We start from the raw sequence: 15,918 nt of genomic DNA, 5'->3' as shown, positions 1-15,918 counted from the left end.
GTCATTGCGAGGAGCGAAGCGACGAAGCAATCCAGACTGCCTTCGCGGAAAGATCCTGGATTGCTTCGCTTCGCTCGCAATGACGGAGGAGAGAGCGCTCGCGATGACGAGTGGAGAGAGCGCGCTCTTACTTCTTATCCCTGAAATACGGCTCGACCGGGCCGTGCACCTTGATGGTCAGCGGGTTGCCGTGACGGTCCTTGGCGTTGCCGGCGGTGACGCGGACCCAGCCTTCGCTGATGCAGTACTCCTCGACATTGGTCTTCTCGACGCCCTTGAAGCGGATGCCGACGTCGCGCGCCAAAATGTCCGCGTTGTAATAGGGGCTGCTCGGATCGACCGAGAGGCGGTCCGGAAATTCGTCGCTCATGATTGTCTCGCTCATAACAGGGTCTCGATTTGCTGCCGTAATCCTTCGGGCCGCGCGGTCGGCGCATAGCGCGAAACCACCTTGCCGGCGCGATCCACCAGGAATTTGGTGAAATTCCATTTGATGGAGGCGCCCAGCAGGCCGGATTGCTGGCGTTTCAGGTACTCATACAACGGATGCGCATTGCTGCCGTTGACGTCGATCTTCTCGAACAGGGGAAAGGTGACGTCGTAGTTGGTCGAGCAGAACGCCTGGATCTCGCTCGCCGGCCCAGGCTCCTGCGCACCGAACTGGTTGCAGGGAAAGCCGAGCACCGAGAAGCCGCGCGGATTGAGATCGCGATGCAGATCCTCCAGCCCGCGATATTGCGGCGTGAAGCCGCATTTGCTCGCGGTGTTGACGATCAGCAGCACCTGTCCCTCGAAGCGGCGCATGGGCACTTCTTCGCCGAGAAGCGAGTTGGCCTTGAAGTCGTAGATCACGGCCATCGCTAACCCACAGGATCGATCGGCGACGGCGGCACGCCGCCCGCCTCGATCGCCTCGCCTGCGAGCAGACAGAGATCCTCGCGATAGCGGCCGGACACGATGTGCACGCCGACCGGCGCCTTGCCGACGAGGCCGGTGGAGACCACGAGGCCCGGCAGGCCCATGAAGGGAGTGGCGATCTGCGGCAGTTGCGCTTCCCAGACCCGCTTAAAGGATTCCTCGTCCTTGCGGTCGAGATGATCCGGGAACGGCAGCTCGCCGGAGACCGGTGTCAGCAGCACGGCATAGGTCTCGAAGAACAGCATCCAGTCGCGGGTCAGCGTGGCGCGGCGGGTCAATGCCTTGGCGTAATTCGCCTGGTCCATCGGCGTGACCCTGGCGCGGTTGCCGCGCAGGCACGCCAGCGCACCGGGATCGCCCTCACGCTCGGCCATCTCCAGCTGCGCCTCAAAGCCGTCGCCGAGCCAGAGCTTGATCTGCCACTCGACCGCCTCGCGCATTGGCGGTGTGTTCTCGATCACATCGACCGTCCAGCCCGCACCCTCCAGGCGCTTGCCGGCATCGGTCACGGCTGCCTTCACCTCCGGTGTGGTCGCAAGGCCGTCCGGATTGAGACACAGCGCGGCGCGCTTCGGCCGCGCGGGGCCTTCCAGCGGCTCGGGCACGAACCAGGGATCGCGGATGTCGCGGGCCGACATGGCCGCGAGCGAAATCCTGATGTCGTTGACGGTGCGCGCCAGCGGGCCCGACACCGCCATGATCTGCGGGCCGATCGGGCGCTCCGGCAACGCCGCGTTGAAGGCGGGGATGCGGCCCAGCGTCGGGCGCAGACCATGCACGCCGCAGGCATAGGCGGGATAGCGGATCGAGCCCGCAATGTCGGTGCCATGGGCGATATGGCCGATGCCGGCCGCGACCGCCGAGCCGGCGCCGCCGGACGAGCCGCCCGGCGTCAGCGAGGCATCGCGCGGGTTCTTGGTGTCGCCATGGACCAAATTGGTGGTGAACCAGCGATAGGAGAAGGCGGGGCAATTGGTGCGACCAAGCAGAACGGCGCCGGCTTTGCGGAAATTGGCGACCACCGGATTGTCCTCGCGCGCGATCAGGTCGCGCTGGAGCTTGAGGCCGTTGGTGGTGGCAAAGCCCTCCTGGTCGACATTGGCCTTGATGGTGACGGGCACGCCGGCGAGAGGGCCTGGGTCCTCGCCCCTGGCGATGGCGGCATCGACGGCGTCGGCCTGCTTGAGCACGTCCTCGGGCCGGTGGTCGATCACGGCGTTGAGCTGGGGATTGACGGCGTCGAGCCGGGCGAGGCCGGCCTGCGCGGCCTCCCTGGCGGAGACCTTTTTGGTTTTGACGAGGGTGGCGAGGTCGGCGGCCGACAGGCGCCAGAGATCTTGCATGGCTTGCTCCGTTTAACCGGCGTCTTTTAGCCCCGGGAACGCGGCAAAGCCATGCGGATTTCGCAGGGGCGAAGGGCGAGAGCCGGGTGACGCCTCATTCGCCGTCATTGCGAGCGAAGCGAAGCAATCCAGAGTGCCTCCGCGGAAGCAGTCTGGATTGCTTCGTCGCAAGGGCTCCTCGCAATGACGGGGAAAGAGCGGCGGACCTCTAATGCCGGGTGGCGGACTGGTCCGGGATGTCCAGCAATGCCTCGGTGAAGGGGAATTCGAGCACGATCTCGCCTTCGCGGTCGGTAACTTCGATCACGGCCTCAAGCAGGGCCGGCTGGGTGCCTTCCGATCTCAGCACCTCCAGAATCATCTGGCGGGCAACCTCCCAGGCACGGTCGGGATTGCGCAGATCCTCTCCCTCAGGATCCAAGATCAGTTCGTTGCCGATACGGGTGTTGAAGAAATATCTGGGCATCACGAAGTTCCAGTTGGGTCGCCTGTACCGGATTGAAAGCTGCACTGCACTCACAACTGCTTTATCAGGACAGGGTTCGCGACCGAATGCGCCGAGCGCAGGGCCGCATCACCAGAAAGTACTGTTCCCCACGCTTTTTTCGCGGCGCAATATGCCCGTCCTCGGGAAAATTTCACTGGCGAACTTTTGTGCTCGCAGTAACTTAGCCCCGGGCGGATACGTCCGAAATCTCGAAAATGGAGAGCCGAAATGGCCTGGAAAGCCCCGAAGATCGTCGAAGTGCCCTGTGGCATGGAAATCAACATGTATGTGAGCGCTACCCGCAAGTAAGCGGTTGGTGAGTTCGCGTTCTGCGCAGGTGGATCTTTCGGTCACGATGCATGTCCGGAAGACAGGATTTGTGTTGGCGTGAGGTCCACCTCGCGACATTGCCTCCAGGAGACGGATCATGCTTCGCGTCGTCGTCCTGGGCGCCGCAGCCGGCGGCGGAGTGCCGCAATGGAATTGCGGCTGCGAGGGCTGCCGGACGGCCCGTGATAACGGCCAAGAGCTGCAACGGACCCAAGCCTCGGTCGCCTTCACTGGCGACGGCGAGCACTGGTTCTTGATCAACGCCTCCCCCGACCTCCGCCAGCAATTGAATGCGACGCCACAGCTGCATCCGAAGGCAGGCGCGCTGCGCCATACGCCGATCGCAGGCGTGATCCTGACCAACAGCGAAGTGGACGCGGTGGCAGGCCTGCTGTCGATGCGCGAGGGCTCGCCCTTCGCGGTCTATGCGCATGAGAAGGTGCTGGCGATCCTGAAGGCCAACAGCATCTTCAACGTGCTGAACGAGAAGAACGTGCAGCGCCTGCCGGTCGGCATCAACGAGCCGTTCGAGCCGCGGCTGCCGGACGGGGCGCGCTCAGGACTTGAGGTGCGGCCCTTCGCGGTCTCGGGCAAATCGGCCTGGTACCTGGAAGGCAAGGCGCATCCGGGCGGCGACACCGGCGAGGGCGATACGCTGGGGCTGAAGATCACCGACAAAGCGACCGGCAAATGCTTCTATTTCATCGCCGCCTGCGCCGAGGTCACCGACGCGCTCAAGGCCGAGATCGACGGCGCTTCGCTGGTGTTCTTCGACGGCACGGTGTGGCAGGACGACGAGATGATCAAGGCTGGGCTCGGCCACAAGACCGGCAAGAGCATGGGCCACGTCGCGATGTCCGGTGACCACGGCGCCATCGCGCGGCTCGCCGACCTCACACTCGACAGGAAGATATTTCTGCATATCAATAACTCGAACCCGGCACTGCTGCCCGCATCCCCCGAGCGCAAGGCCGCTGAAGCGGCGGGCTGGCAGATACCCGCTGACGGAACGGAGATCGTGCTGTGAATGCCGCGTCACTGACTGGAATGACCGCGCTCTCGATCGGCAAGGACATCAGGCTCACTAGCGCCGAGGAGCTGGAGGCGACGCTGCGCCATATCGGTGCGACGCGCTATCACAGCCTGCATCCGTTCCATAGACTGCTGCACGGCGGCAAGCTGAACAAGGGCCAGGTCCAGGCCTGGGCCCTGAACCGCTACTATTATCAGAGCACCATCCCGATCAAGGACGCGGTGGTGATCTCGCGCTTCCGCGACCGCGCCACGCGCGTGGAATGGCGCCACCGCATCGAGGACCATGACGGCGATATCGGCTCCGAAGGCGGGATCGAGCGCTGGCTGAAGCTGACCGACGGCCTCGGGCTGGACACGGCTTATGTGGAATCGACCGAGGGCATCCTGCCCGCGACGCGCTTCGCGGTCGAAGCCTATGTCCACTATTGCCGCGAGAAGTCGCCGCTGGAGGCAATCGCCTCCTCGCTCACCGAATTGTTCGCGCCGAACCTGCACGAGGAGCGCATTGCCGGCATGCTGGAGCACTATGACTTCGTCAATCCTGACACCATGAGCTACTTCAAGCGCCGCCTGGCACAGGCGCCGCGCGACGCCGGGTTTGCGCTCGACTATGTCAAGGCGCACGCCACCACGCCCGAGCAACGCGCGTCGGTCTGCAACGCGCTGATCTTCAAGACCAACGTGCTATGGGTGCAGCTCGACGCGCTCCAACACGCCTATGTCGAGGGCCACATTCCGCCGGGCGCGTTCGTGCCCCAAGAACACCAAAAAGCGAGCTGAGGAACAACCGATGGCCGGGCCGCGTCACATCAGCGTCAGCGAGACCAGCCGGCCGGTGCTGCCGCGGCACGCCAAGCTGAAATATGACGAGACGCGAAAAGTCTGGGTGATCCTGGCGCCCGAACGCGTGCTGGCGCCGGACGAGATCGCGGTCGAGGTCTTGCAGCTCTGCGACGGCGAGCGCAATGTCGGCGACATGTCCGACCAGCTCGCGGCAAAATACGCCGCGCCGCGAGAGGCGATCCTGGCCGACGTCATCGTCATGCTGCAGGATCTCGCCGACAAGGGCTTTCTCACGGAGGCCCGGGAGAAGACGTCATGAGCGATGTGCTCGGCAATCCCACCATTCCGCCCGACGCCAGTGACAGCCTCGCGGTGCTGGAGAAGAGCCGCTCGACGGCGGAGACGTTCGGCATTCCGCTCGCCGTGCTGCTCGAGATCACCCACCGCTGCCCGCTGCAATGTCCCTATTGCTCCAACCCGGTCGAGCTCGACCGCTCGGGCAAGGAGCTGACCACCGAGGAATGGAAGAAAGTCCTGAGCGAGCTCGCCGAGATCGGCGTGCTCCAGGTGCATTTCTCCGGCGGCGAACCGACCGCGCGCAAGGATCTGGTCGAACTGGTCAAGCATGCCAGCGACGTCGGCCTCTACACCAACCTCATCACCTCGGCCGTGCTGCTGACGCGCGAGCGGCTGAGCGAGCTGGCCGATGCCGGGCTCTGCCACGTGCAGATCAGCTTCCAGGGCGTTGAAGAAGCCCTCGCCGATCGCGTCGGCGGTTACAAAAACGGGCATCGCAAGAAGCTCGAAGTGGCAAAATGGACGCGCGATCTCGATTTGCCGCTCACCGTGAACGCGGTGATGCACCGGCAGAACCTGCACCAGCTGCCTGATATCATCCAGATGTCGATCGATCTCGACGCCGACCGGCTCGAGGTCGCCAATGTCCAATATTACGGCTGGGCGCTGAGGAACCGCGCCGCGCTGATGCCGACGGTGGCGCAGCTCGACGAGTGCACCCGTATCGTCGAGGACGCGCGCGAGCGGCTGAAGGGCCGGCTGACGATCGACTATGTCGTGCCCGATTACTACGCGCTGCGGCCGAAGAAGTGCATGGGCGGCTGGGGCCGGCAGTTCTTCAACATTTCGCCGGCCGGCAAGGTGCTGCCCTGCCACGCCGCCGAGAGCATCACCGGGCTCGACTTCGAATCCGTGCGCTCCAACCATTCGATCGCATGGATCTGGCAGAACTCGGAGGCCTTCAACCGCTATCGCGGCACCGGCTGGATGAAGGAACCGTGCAAGAGTTGCGAATTCCGCGAGATCGATTTCGGCGGCTGCCGCTGCCAGGCCTTTGCGCTGACCGGTGACGCCGCCAACACCGATCCGGCCTGTGCGCTGTCGCCGCTGCACGAGACCATCTTCAAGCAGGCCGAGCGCGAGGCCGAGGGCGACACCAACCGCTTCATCTACCGCAATTTCGCCGGCGGCACTCTGGAATCCGGGAACGATGCCTGACGCCGACGCGGCCAGCTCAGTCAAGCGCACCGATCCCTTTGCGCCGCTGACCTCCGAAACGCTCGACGTCGGCGACGGCCACGAGCTCTATGTCGAGAGCGTCGGCCGCACCGACGGAATCCCCGCGGTCTACCTGCATGGCGGCCCCGGCAGCGGCTGCCAGCCCGACCATCGCCGGCTGTTTGATCCCGACCGTTTTCATACCGTGCTGTTCGACCAGCGCGGCTGCGGCCGCAGCCGGCCGAAGGGATCGCGCCAGCACAACACCACGCAGCATCTGATCGCGGACATGGAAAAAATCCGCGAGAAATTCGGGGTCGCGCGCTGGATGGTGGTCGGCGGATCCTGGGGCGCGACGCTGGCGCTGGCTTATGCGCAGGCGCATCCCGAGCGCGTTTCCGGGATTGCGCTCCGCGCGACGTTTCTCGGCACGCGTGCTGAAGTCGAGATCGCCTTCACCTCGCGCCTGTCGCAATTCTACCCCGCGCTCTACGAGGATTTTCTGAGCGTGCTGCCGCTCGAGGAGCGCGCGCGGCCGGTGGAAGCCTATTATCGCCGCATCCTCGATCCCGATCCGGCCGTGCATGGCCCGGCCTCGCGCGCCTGGTACGATACCGAGCGCGCCTTGTCCGAGCACAAGGCGGCAAAGACCCGGCTGGACCTGGCGTCGCTGAACGTCTGGCGCACATTGCCGGCGACACCGTTCATGGAGGCGCATTATTTCATTCACGACAGCTTCATGACGGAGAACCAGTTGTTGCGGAACGCCGGCAAGCTCGACGGCATTCCCGGCATCATCGTCCAAGGCCGCTACGATCTGTTGTGCCCTCCCGAGACATCCGAGCGGCTAGCGAAAGCGTGGCCGGGTTCCGAGATTCGCATCGTGGAAGAAGCCGGCCATTCGCTCTATGATACCGGCGTGCGAGACGCGGTCATGAAGTCGATCGCGGATATCGCCTCGAAGATTTCTCGATAGCGGGACAACAAGAAAATGCCACTCGCTGGAAAAAGCATGCTGCTGACGTCGATGAATATCGACGTTTCAGATGAAGCCGATTTCAATCGATGGTACGATCGCGAGCATCTGGAAGAGCGCGTTGCGATCGAGGGTTTTCTGGAGGCGCGGCGCTATGTCGCGCACGCTGCCAATCCCAAATACCTCTCGCTGTATTCAACCGCGACGCTCGACGTGCTCGACAGTCCCGCCTACCGGGCGCGGCTCGCCAATCAGACTGAATGGTCGCGGCGGAGCATGGCGCATTTCAAGGACATGCTGCGCGTGGTCGCACGCATCACGATCAGCAACGGCACCGGACGCGGCGCGGCGCTCGGCCTCGTGCGGCTGCGGCCGACGCCGGACAATGCAGCCGCGTGGCGTGACGCACTGCAAGAACGGCTGGCGCCTGAAAAACACGACGGCATCATCTCCATGCATCTGCTCGAAAGCGAGCCGGAATTGTCGGGCGCGACCGCGGACATTCCGGCGCTGCGCAACGAAGGCGCACGCGACTGGTTCGTGCTGATCGACGGCACGCATGTCGGCGCGGTCTCGGCCGTGATCGCCGCGCGCTTCACCGGCCCTGCCGCCTCGCCATTCCCGCTTCCCGTGTCGGTCGGCACCTACAGCCTGATGTGGGACCTCGCGAAGAGCGACATCGCGCGCAACTAGGACGCATCGCAACATGTTGCACCGCCACATAGCGCGCGCGGCCGTTAATGCTGTGCGCGCGTAGCTCCCATGAAAGAGGGGAAGCGCGAATTTTGCCGTTGTACTTCGGACCGGTTCTAATAAGCTAACCCAATGACGTCATTCAGAAACCAGATCGCCGCGCGTTAGCGTTCGCCAAGCTCAAGAAAAGGCCGCCGGGTCTTTGAGCCTGCGCGGACAGGGTAGGAATGAAACCGACCGACATTGCGGCCCCCGACTACTTTCACAAAGTGGTCGATTGCCAATGGGCCTGTCCTGCGCACACCCCCGTTCCCGAATACATCCGACTGATCGCCCAAGGCCGCTACAGCGACGCCTATATGATCAACTGGAAATCGAACGTGTTTCCCGGAATTCTGGGACGCACCTGCGATCGTCCATGCGAGCCGGCGTGCCGCCGCGGACGCGTCGAGGAGACCCCGGTCGCGATCTGTCGCCTGAAGCGCGTCGCCGCCGACTTCAAGGACGACATCACCCAACGCCTGCCGCGGCCCTCGGCCAAGAACGGCAAGCGCGTCGCCTTCGTCGGTGGCGGTCCCGCTTCGCTGACGGTTGCGCGCGATCTCGCACCGCTCGGCTATCACTGCACGGTGTTCGACGGCGATCCACGAGCCGGCGGCATGATGCGCTCGCAGATCCCGAAATTTCGCCTGCCGGATTCAGTCATCGACGAGGAGACCGGCTACATCCTGGGTCTCGGCGTTGACTTCAAGGGCGGCCACCGCATCGAAAGCATGAAGGCGCTGCTCGCGGAGAAGTATGACGCGATCTTCGTCGGCTCCGGCGCACCGCGCGGACGCGAGCTCGACATCCCCGGACGCAAGGAAGCAGCCGCCAACGTCCATATCGGCATCGACTGGCTGTCCTCGGTCTCGTTCGGCCATACCGACAAGATCGGCAAGCGCGTCATCGTGCTCGGCGGCGGCAACACCGCGATGGATTGCTGCCGCACCGCGCGTCGCCTCGGCGGCGAAGAGGTGAAGGTCGTCGTGCGCTCCGGCTTCGAGGAAATGAAGGCCTCGCCCTGGGAGAAGGAAGACGCGCTCCACGAAGACATCCCGATCCTCAACTTCCTCGTGCCCACAGCCTTCGTCCACGACAACGGCAAGCTCACCGGCATCACCTTCCAGAAGGTGAAGGCCGAATACGACGCCAAGGGCCGCCGCAACCTCGTGCCCTCGGGCGAGCCGGACCAAACCATCGAATGCGACGACGTGCTGGTCGCGGTCGGCCAGGAGAACGCCTTTCCCTGGATCGAGCAGGACTGCGGGATCGAGTTCGACAAATGGCACATGCCCAAGGTCGATCCGCAAACCTTCGTCTCGACCAACCCGAAAGTATTCTTCGGCGGCGACGCCGCGTTCGGGCCGAAGAATATCATCTGGGCGGTGGCGCAGGGCCATGATGCCGCGCTGTCGATCCACAAGATGCTCTCGGGCGAGGACGTCACCGAGCGTCCATTGCCGGAGGTGCACATCTCCTCGCAGAAGATGGGCATCCACGAATGGAGCTATGACAACGACATCTCCAACGACAAGCGCTACAAGGTGCCGCATCGCGACAAGGTGATCGCGCTGAAGGACGTCCGCACGGAGGTCGAGCTCGGCTACGACGTCAAGCTGGCGCTGGGCGAGGCCGAGCGCTGCCTGAACTGCGACGTCCAGACCGTGTTCTCGACCTCGCTCTGCATCGAGTGCGACGCCTGCGTCGACATCTGTCCGATGGACTGCATCACCTTCACCGACAATGGCGAGGAAGGCGATCTCCGTCAGCGCCTGAAAGCGCCCTCGCTGCATCCGGACCAGGATCTCTATGTCTCGAGCGACCTCAAGACCGGGCGCGTGATGATCAAGGACGAGGATGTCTGCCTGCATTGCGGGCTGTGTGCCGAGCGCTGTCCCACCGGCGCCTGGGACATGCAGAAATATTTGATCGAGATGACTCACGCAGGTTCAGCATGTCCGACAAAAAGCCGATCAGCAGCGTAAACGACTTCGTCGTCCGCTTCGCCAACGTCAACGGATCGGGCTCGGCCAGCGCCAACGAGATGTTTGCGCGCGCGATTCTGCGCCATGGCGTTCCGGTGAGCCCTCGTAACATCTTCCCCTCCAACATCCAGGGCCTGCCGACCTGGTACGAGGTGCGGGTGACCGAACAGGGCCATCTCGGCGCCCGCGGCGGCGTCGACATGATGGTGGCGATGAACCCGCAGACCTGGGACAAGGACGTCGCAGGCATCGAGCCCGGCGGCTATCTGTTCTACGATTCCACCAAGCCGATGCCGTCGACCAAATTCCGCGACGACATCACCGTGATCGGGGTCCCCCTGACCGCGATCACCAACTCGACCTATACCGATCCGCGCCAGCGCCAGCTGTTCAAGAACATCATCTATCTCGGGGCGCTCTCGGCGCTGCTCGACATGGATCCGAAGCTGATCGAGCAGCTGATCGGCGAGCAGTACAAGGGCAAGGAGAAGCTGCTCTCGTCCAACGTCCACGCGCTGCATCTCGGCCGCGACTGGGCGCTGCAAAACCTGAAATGTCCGACCGGGCTGCGGGTGAAGAAGTCCGACAAGGTCGGCGACCGCATCTTCATCGAGGGCAACAGCGCCGCCGCGCTCGGCGCCGTCTATGGTGGCGCCACGGTGTGCGCCTGGTATCCGATCACGCCGTCCTCGTCCGTGGCCGAGGCTTTCACCGCCCACTGCAAGAAGTACCGGCACGATCCGGAAACCGGCAAGGCGAAATACGCCATCGTGCAGGGCGAGGACGAGCTCGCTTCGATCGGCATCGTGATCGGCGCCTCCTGGAACGGCGCGCGCGCCTTCACCGCAACCTCCGGCCCCGGCATCTCGCTGATGACCGAGTTCATCGGCCTGTCATATTTCGCCGAAATCCCGGCCGTGATCATGAACATCCAGCGCGCCGGTCCCTCGACCGGCATGCCGACCCGGACCCAGCAATGCGACATCATCGCCTGCGCCTATGCTTCGCATGGCGACACCAAGCATGTGCTGCTGTTCCCTGAGGATCCCGCCGAGGCGTTCGAGTTCGCGGCCGCGGCCTTCGATCTCGCCGAGCGGCTCCAGACCACCATCTTCCTGATGCTCGACCTCGACATCGGCATGAACCACCGGCTCTGCCGTCCCTTGAAGTGGGACGACGCCAAGCAATATGACCGCGGCAAGGTGATGACTTCGGAGATGCTGGAGGAAGGCCGCGACTTCGGCCGCTATCTCGACGTCGACGGCGACGGCATCCCCTACCGAACCTATCCCGGCACGCATCCGACCAAGGGCTCATATTTTACCCGCGGCACGTCGCGCGACCGCTATGCGCGTTACTCCGAAGAAGGCTCGGTCTACGCCGACAACATGCAGCGGCTGATGCGCAAGTTCGAGACCGCGCAGGATCTGGTGCCACGGCCGCTTCAGGCCAATGCGGAACGGCCGACCAAATACGGCGTGATCTATTTCGGCTCGACCACGCCGGCGATGGACGAGGCGATCGGATTGTTGGAGGCACGAGGCCATCAGCTCGATCGCCTGCGCATCCGCGCCTTCCCGTTCCACTCCAGCGTGGCGAGCTTCCTCGCCGAGCACGATTTCGTCTACGTGGTCGAGCAGAACCGCGACAGCCAGCTGCGCCAGCTCATCGTCAACGAAAACGGCATCGACCCGGTGCGGCTGGTGCCGATCGTGCACTACGACGGCTCGCCGATCACCGCCCGCTTCATCGCAAAAGCCATTGGCGACCACCAGGATCACCTCAAGGTGACCCCGCTCCGCAAGGCCGTGTCATGACCTACATTGCAAAGCCGAAATTCCACCATCCCGGGCTGAAGAAGAACGAGCTCGGCTACACCCATCGCGACTACGAAGGCAAGATCTCGACGCTGTGCGCCGGCTGCGGCCACGATTCGATCACGGCCTCGATCATCGAGGCCTGCTATGAGCTTTCGATCGAGCCGCACCGGGTTGCGAAGATCTCGGGCATCGGCTGCTCGTCGAAGACGCCGGACTATTTCCTCGGCAATTCGCACGGCTTCAACTCCGTGCACGGCCGCATGCCCAGCGTGCTGACCGGCGCCAATCTCGCCAATCGCGACCTGATCTATCTAGGTGTCTCCGGCGACGGCGATTCCGCCTCGATCGGCTTCGGCCAGTTCGCCCATTCGATCCGGCGCGGGGTGAACATGACCTATATCGTCGAGAACAACGGCGTCTACGGCCTGACCAAGGGCCAGTTCTCGGCGACCGCCGACCGCGGCTCGAAGTCCAAGAAGGGCGTCACCAACACCGACAACGCCATCGACCTCGTCGCCATCGCGCTGCAGTTGGGGGCGACTTTCGTCGCGCGCTCGTTCTCCGGCGACAAGACCCAGCTCGTGCCGCTGATCGCGGCCGCGATCCGCCACAAGGGCGCGTCGTTCATCGACGTCATCAGCCCCTGCATCGCCTTCAACAATCACGCCGGCTCGACCAAGAGCTTCGACTATGTCCGCGAGCACAATGACGCGGTGAACCGGCTCGACGTGCTGGTCGGCCGCGATCCGATCGCGGTGGATTACGCACCCGGCACGGTGCAAATGGTCGAGCAGCATGACGGCAGCAGGATCGCGCTGCGCAAGATCGACGCCGACTACGATCCGCACGACCGGCTCGGCGCCCAGACCTTCCTGCAAAAGCACGCCGCAAAGGGACAGATCGTCACCGGCCTGCTCTACGTTGATCCTGATGCGGAAGATCTGCACGAGCATCTCAACACGGTCGAGACGCCGCTCAACACGCTGGAAGCGGACACGCTCTGCCCGGGCTCGGCGGCGCTGGACAAATTCAACGCCAGCCTGCGGTGATTGCTACCGCGCCGTGGCAGGTTGCCTGACCCGTATGGTGATCTTCTCCGACACGATGGGCGGCTCGAACGGATAGTGCTTGGCATCGCCCAGCACAAGTTGAAGCGTGTGCGACCCGGGCGGAAGCTCGAGCAGCGTTTCGGTCTGCCCTGCCCCGAAATGCAGATGCGACTTGTCCTGCAGGATCGGCTCCTTGGGATCGATGGGGTCGTTGACGTCGATCAGCAAATGATGATGACCGGCGTTCTGATACTCGTCGCCGGCATGGGTCACTCCCATGTTGCGCAAGCCGAACCGGACCCAGAATCCGCCGCGGACCTTCTGCCCGTCATGCGGGGTGATGAAATAGAGCTTGGCGTCCTTGGGCGCTGCCTTGCCCTGCGAAAAGGCCACCCCCGGGAGCAATGCGAGCGCCGCCGCCAGCGCGACGCAACGAAGGATCTGCATCAAACCAACTCCTCCACTTAAGGGCTGAGCGCCACGCGGAATCCGTGCGTCGGATAACGAACGTTGGTGTCGTAGCCATCGCGGTTGGACGGCCGCACATATCTCGAATCGTTCTTCCAGGAGCCCGAGCGCAGGACATGAGCGCTGCATTCCCCGCTGCTCCATGCCGAGCCGTCACCGGGCGCGCCCTGATAGGTCTTGTGCCAGCAGTCCTCGACCCACTGATCGACCCCGCCGCCCATGTCGTGGAGCCCGAACGGATTAGGCCTGAAGCTGCCGACCTTCGCCGGCTGCTCGGCCGCGAGATCACCGCAATCCTTGCAACCGGCCATGCCCGGCTGCAGCTTGTCGCCCCACCAATATTTGGTCTGCGTTCCGCCACGCGCGGCATATTCCCATTCGGCTTCGCTCGGAAGCCGATAAGTCTTCTTCGTCGCCTGCGCGAGATAGGCCGCATATTGCTGCGCGTCGGTCCAGCTCACATTGCTGACCGGCGCATCGTCCTTGCCGATGGCCGTGAAGCCGCACGCCTTTGCAGCGGCGCACTCATTCCATTCCTGCACGGTCACCGGATATTTTCCGATCGAGAACGGCTTGACCGTCACCTGATGGACAGGACGCTCGGTCGGGTCGTCATTGCTTCCCATCGCAAAGCTGCCGCCGCGAATGGCGACCATCTCGGGTTCGCGGACGGGAATGGCCGATTGACTTGCCGATTGACTCGGCGCGGGAGCGGGCGACGGAGATGACGAAGCCGACGAGGGAGAAGGCTGCGGCGTCTGCGGCGCTGCTTCGCGCGACGGAGGCTGCGGGCTCGGTGATGCGGCAGGCGAAGCGGTGGGAGAAGCGGTGGGCCCGGTGGCCTGCTCGCTCACCCTGCCCGGTGTCTGAGCCAGCAGATACCACAGCACACCGGCGGCAATCACCGACAGCGTGATACCCAGGAGAAAGATCAGAGTATTCTCGCGCCGCCCCCGCGTCCTGCCGACCGCGTCTGCATCCGGCAGCACTTTATAGACGCGCACGGGATCGGTGATGTTCTTGACCTTGCGGTCCCCGAGCGACTCGTAACCGCACACGACCTTGTGCTTGATCTGCTCGTAGATCGCGCCGGAGATAAAGACCTGGCCTGGCTCGGCGATGCCCTCGATGCGCGTGGCGATGTTGACGCCGTCGCCGTAGACGTCGTCCGGCTCCACGATGACATCACCGAGATTGACGCCAATCCGGTACTCGATCCGGGTGTCCTTCGGAAGCGAGGCGTTGCGGCCGATGAGATTCTGCTGGATGACGATGCTGCATCGGACGGCCTCGACCGGACTGTCGAAAATCGCGATGAAGCCATCGCCCGTCGTCTTCACCAGACTTCCATTGTGCTCGACGATGCTGGGCTGGATGAGATCCCGCTCGATCCGCTTGACGCGGACGTGCGTGCCCTCCTCGTCGGCCTGCATCAGGCGGCTGTAGGAAGCGATGTCACCGACAATGATGGCCGCGAGGCGACGAGGCATAGGGCCGTGCGAAGGCGGCTCGTCATTCCCGGATCTGAAGTTGCGAATTTCGCCCATTGCGGGGACTCCACAAACTTACAAAGGCAGACCCCAACCTACGACTGCCAAAGGCGATCGTCTGTGAAGGCTATCACATCGACGAAATCGGGCAATGTCCGTGGGGATCGCAGGAGTCGATTTCCGAAAGGCGAAGGCGTTACATCGAATGAACCTTTATGACCCCACCGATGACTAACGCCCCGCGTGGAACTAATCACCTCGCTCCGCCCTGCGATGCTCGTGTCATTGATGTGCGAACCATGAACGCGTCGCACCGGGTTCGCGTCTAAAGTACAGCTCAGTTGCTGCACGCGAGGCCATCATGAAGTTTTTTCTCGTTGCTGCCGTCTTCCTCGCCGCCTTCGCCGGCGCGGCCCACGCCGAGGAGGCCGACGATATCCGTGAGGCCAGCAAGGCCGAAGCCGAGACCTTCAACGCGCGCATGTATGCCGGCGCACCCGCCAATAAGGCCTATGCCTGCTTCGTGCGGCGCTACGATGCCGAGCACCTGGCGCGTCATCCGAAGCAGAAGGTCGCCGCGATGAAGCTGCTGATCTCGGCGGAGATGGACACCGAAGACAAGCAGCTCCACAATTCCTTCCGCCTCGGTTTTAAGTATCGTCACCGCTCGGGCGATTTCGATTCCAGCGGCTCCTGTCATCACACCGTGTTCACCAAGGACGGCACCGAAATCCGCCTCGGCTGCGGCGTCGACTGCGAGGGCGGCGGCATCGGCGTCGCGCTCGCAAACGACGACAAATCGGCGATCGTGCGGCTGGCGCGGGTCAGGGTCTGGCAGAACAACAAGCCGGATGAGGATGCCGAACTGTCACTGGTCGCCGGCGCCGACGACGGGATTTTCCGCCTGGATCGAACGGACAATAAGGAATGCGCCTCGCTCGTGACCGACCGCAAGGAACTCGCCGCGCTCCGCCACAAATGATA

The 15,918-nt window shown here is 63.7% G+C and carries 17 protein-coding genes; 11 read left to right on the top strand and 6 right to left on the bottom strand.

Features of this window, described 5'->3' with window-relative positions:
• Positions 1-127: 127 nt before the first annotated feature.
• The 4 genes from ABIB90_RS22160 to ABIB90_RS22145 form a co-directional block, all read right to left on the bottom strand.
• A complete protein-coding gene (locus ABIB90_RS22160; RefSeq protein ID WP_007595651.1) occupies positions 128-385 on the bottom strand; it encodes a DUF3297 family protein in 258 nt (85 codons plus the stop codon).
• Positions 382-858: a glutathione peroxidase gene (locus tag ABIB90_RS22155; protein ID WP_354168217.1), complete on the bottom strand. Its 477-nt coding sequence runs from the start codon at positions 856-858 to the stop codon at positions 382-384. The genes ABIB90_RS22160 and ABIB90_RS22155 overlap by 4 nt, the downstream gene beginning before the upstream one ends.
• A 2-nt stretch (positions 859-860) precedes the next feature.
• Positions 861-2,261 (bottom strand): amidase family protein, encoded by a 1,401-nt coding sequence (locus ABIB90_RS22150; protein WP_354201366.1) that lies wholly within the window; start codon positions 2,259-2,261, stop codon positions 861-863.
• A gap of 208 nt (positions 2,262-2,469) precedes the next feature.
• Entirely contained in the window at positions 2,470-2,727 is a 258-nt protein-coding gene (locus ABIB90_RS22145) for a DUF6894 family protein (RefSeq protein WP_354201365.1), read from the bottom strand.
• A 249-nt stretch (positions 2,728-2,976) separates the two neighbouring features.
• Between ABIB90_RS22145 and pqqA the strand changes: the two genes are divergently transcribed.
• From pqqA to ABIB90_RS22095, 10 genes are all read left to right on the top strand, one after another.
• On the top strand, positions 2,977-3,057 hold the full coding sequence (gene pqqA, locus ABIB90_RS22140) for a pyrroloquinoline quinone precursor peptide PqqA (RefSeq protein WP_007595659.1): 81 nt from the start codon (positions 2,977-2,979) through the stop codon (positions 3,055-3,057).
• A gap of 118 nt (positions 3,058-3,175) precedes the next feature.
• Positions 3,176-4,105 (top strand): pyrroloquinoline quinone biosynthesis protein PqqB, encoded by a 930-nt coding sequence (pqqB, locus tag ABIB90_RS22135; protein WP_354168221.1) that lies wholly within the window; start codon positions 3,176-3,178, stop codon positions 4,103-4,105.
• A gap of 20 nt (positions 4,106-4,125) precedes the next feature.
• Positions 4,126-4,893 (top strand): pyrroloquinoline-quinone synthase PqqC, encoded by a 768-nt coding sequence (gene pqqC / locus ABIB90_RS22130; protein WP_502917016.1) that lies wholly within the window; start codon positions 4,126-4,128, stop codon positions 4,891-4,893.
• A gap of 10 nt (positions 4,894-4,903) precedes the next feature.
• A complete protein-coding gene (gene pqqD, locus ABIB90_RS22125) occupies positions 4,904-5,215 on the top strand; it encodes a pyrroloquinoline quinone biosynthesis peptide chaperone PqqD (RefSeq protein WP_354168225.1) in 312 nt (103 codons plus the stop codon).
• Complete coding sequence (gene pqqE / locus ABIB90_RS22120; protein ID WP_354168227.1) at positions 5,212-6,411, top strand: pyrroloquinoline quinone biosynthesis protein PqqE; 1,200 nt, start codon at positions 5,212-5,214, stop codon at positions 6,409-6,411. The genes pqqD and pqqE overlap by 4 nt, the downstream gene beginning before the upstream one ends.
• Positions 6,404-7,387, top strand: a complete 984-nt coding sequence (pip, locus tag ABIB90_RS22115; protein WP_354168229.1) for a prolyl aminopeptidase — start codon at positions 6,404-6,406, stop codon at positions 7,385-7,387. The genes pqqE and pip overlap by 8 nt, the downstream gene beginning before the upstream one ends.
• Before the next feature lie 15 nt (positions 7,388-7,402).
• Complete coding sequence (locus tag ABIB90_RS22110) at positions 7,403-8,080, top strand: hypothetical protein (protein WP_354201364.1); 678 nt, start codon at positions 7,403-7,405, stop codon at positions 8,078-8,080.
• A gap of 227 nt (positions 8,081-8,307) precedes the next feature.
• The gene (locus ABIB90_RS22105) at positions 8,308-10,107 is read left to right on the top strand and encodes an FAD-dependent oxidoreductase (protein WP_354201363.1); all 1,800 of its coding nucleotides are present in this window, start codon (positions 8,308-8,310) and stop codon (positions 10,105-10,107) included.
• Positions 10,077-11,924, top strand: coding sequence for a 2-oxoacid:acceptor oxidoreductase subunit alpha (locus ABIB90_RS22100; protein ID WP_007595684.1), 1,848 nt, complete (start codon positions 10,077-10,079; stop codon positions 11,922-11,924). The genes ABIB90_RS22105 and ABIB90_RS22100 overlap by 31 nt, the downstream gene beginning before the upstream one ends.
• Positions 11,921-12,976 (top strand): 2-oxoacid:ferredoxin oxidoreductase subunit beta, encoded by a 1,056-nt coding sequence (locus tag ABIB90_RS22095; protein ID WP_018454076.1) that lies wholly within the window; start codon positions 11,921-11,923, stop codon positions 12,974-12,976. Before ABIB90_RS22100 ends, ABIB90_RS22095 begins: the two co-directional genes overlap by 4 nt.
• A gap of 3 nt (positions 12,977-12,979) precedes the next feature.
• On the opposite strand, the gene ABIB90_RS22090 is transcribed toward ABIB90_RS22095, so the two are convergent.
• A complete protein-coding gene (locus ABIB90_RS22090; RefSeq protein WP_354201362.1) occupies positions 12,980-13,423 on the bottom strand; it encodes a DUF4399 domain-containing protein in 444 nt (147 codons plus the stop codon).
• Between the two features lie 17 nt (positions 13,424-13,440).
• Positions 13,441-14,991 carry an SUMF1/EgtB/PvdO family nonheme iron enzyme gene (locus ABIB90_RS22085; protein WP_354201361.1) on the bottom strand — a complete coding sequence of 517 codons (1,551 nt, stop codon included), beginning with the start codon at positions 14,989-14,991 and terminating at the stop codon, positions 13,441-13,443.
• 304 nt (positions 14,992-15,295) lie between these two features.
• Here ABIB90_RS22085 and ABIB90_RS22080 point away from each other — a divergent pair, with 304 nt between their 5' ends.
• Positions 15,296-15,916 carry a hypothetical protein gene (locus ABIB90_RS22080; protein WP_354168240.1) on the top strand — a complete coding sequence of 207 codons (621 nt, stop codon included), beginning with the start codon at positions 15,296-15,298 and terminating at the stop codon, positions 15,914-15,916.
• The last annotated feature ends 2 nt before the right edge of the window (positions 15,917-15,918 follow it).

It is taken from the genome of Bradyrhizobium sp. JR4.1 (genome assembly GCF_040548605.1).
In the GTDB taxonomy this organism is placed as follows: Bacteria; Pseudomonadota; Alphaproteobacteria; order Rhizobiales; family Xanthobacteraceae; genus Bradyrhizobium; species Bradyrhizobium canariense.
This window is presented reverse-complemented; position numbering and strand designations above follow the sequence as displayed.

Excerpts from the sequence above, each read along its gene's own strand:
- ABIB90_RS22160 (WP_007595651.1), bottom strand. The coding sequence starts at position 385 with ATGAGCGAGACAATCATGAGCGACGAATTTCCGGACCGCCTCTCGGTC.
- ABIB90_RS22155 (WP_354168217.1), bottom strand. The coding sequence starts at position 858 with ATGGCCGTGATCTACGACTTCAAGGCCAACTCGCTTCTCGGCGAAGAA.
- ABIB90_RS22150 (WP_354201366.1), bottom strand. The coding sequence starts at position 2,261 with ATGCAAGATCTCTGGCGCCTGTCGGCCGCCGACCTCGCCACCCTCGTC.
- ABIB90_RS22145 (WP_354201365.1), bottom strand. The coding sequence starts at position 2,727 with ATGCCCAGATATTTCTTCAACACCCGTATCGGCAACGAACTGATCTTG.
- pqqA (WP_007595659.1), top strand. The coding sequence starts at position 2,977 with ATGGCCTGGAAAGCCCCGAAGATCGTCGAAGTGCCCTGTGGCATGGAA.
- pqqB (WP_354168221.1), top strand. The coding sequence starts at position 3,176 with ATGCTTCGCGTCGTCGTCCTGGGCGCCGCAGCCGGCGGCGGAGTGCCG.
- pqqC (WP_502917016.1), top strand. The coding sequence starts at position 4,126 with ATGACCGCGCTCTCGATCGGCAAGGACATCAGGCTCACTAGCGCCGAG.
- pqqD (WP_354168225.1), top strand. The coding sequence starts at position 4,904 with ATGGCCGGGCCGCGTCACATCAGCGTCAGCGAGACCAGCCGGCCGGTG.
- pqqE (WP_354168227.1), top strand. The coding sequence starts at position 5,212 with ATGAGCGATGTGCTCGGCAATCCCACCATTCCGCCCGACGCCAGTGAC.
- pip (WP_354168229.1), top strand. The coding sequence starts at position 6,404 with ATGCCTGACGCCGACGCGGCCAGCTCAGTCAAGCGCACCGATCCCTTT.
- ABIB90_RS22110 (WP_354201364.1), top strand. The coding sequence starts at position 7,403 with ATGCCACTCGCTGGAAAAAGCATGCTGCTGACGTCGATGAATATCGAC.
- ABIB90_RS22105 (WP_354201363.1), top strand. The coding sequence starts at position 8,308 with ATGAAACCGACCGACATTGCGGCCCCCGACTACTTTCACAAAGTGGTC.
- ABIB90_RS22100 (WP_007595684.1), top strand. The coding sequence starts at position 10,077 with ATGTCCGACAAAAAGCCGATCAGCAGCGTAAACGACTTCGTCGTCCGC.
- ABIB90_RS22095 (WP_018454076.1), top strand. The coding sequence starts at position 11,921 with ATGACCTACATTGCAAAGCCGAAATTCCACCATCCCGGGCTGAAGAAG.
- ABIB90_RS22090 (WP_354201362.1), bottom strand. The coding sequence starts at position 13,423 with ATGCAGATCCTTCGTTGCGTCGCGCTGGCGGCGGCGCTCGCATTGCTC.
- ABIB90_RS22085 (WP_354201361.1), bottom strand. The coding sequence starts at position 14,991 with ATGGGCGAAATTCGCAACTTCAGATCCGGGAATGACGAGCCGCCTTCG.
- ABIB90_RS22080 (WP_354168240.1), top strand. The coding sequence starts at position 15,296 with ATGAAGTTTTTTCTCGTTGCTGCCGTCTTCCTCGCCGCCTTCGCCGGC.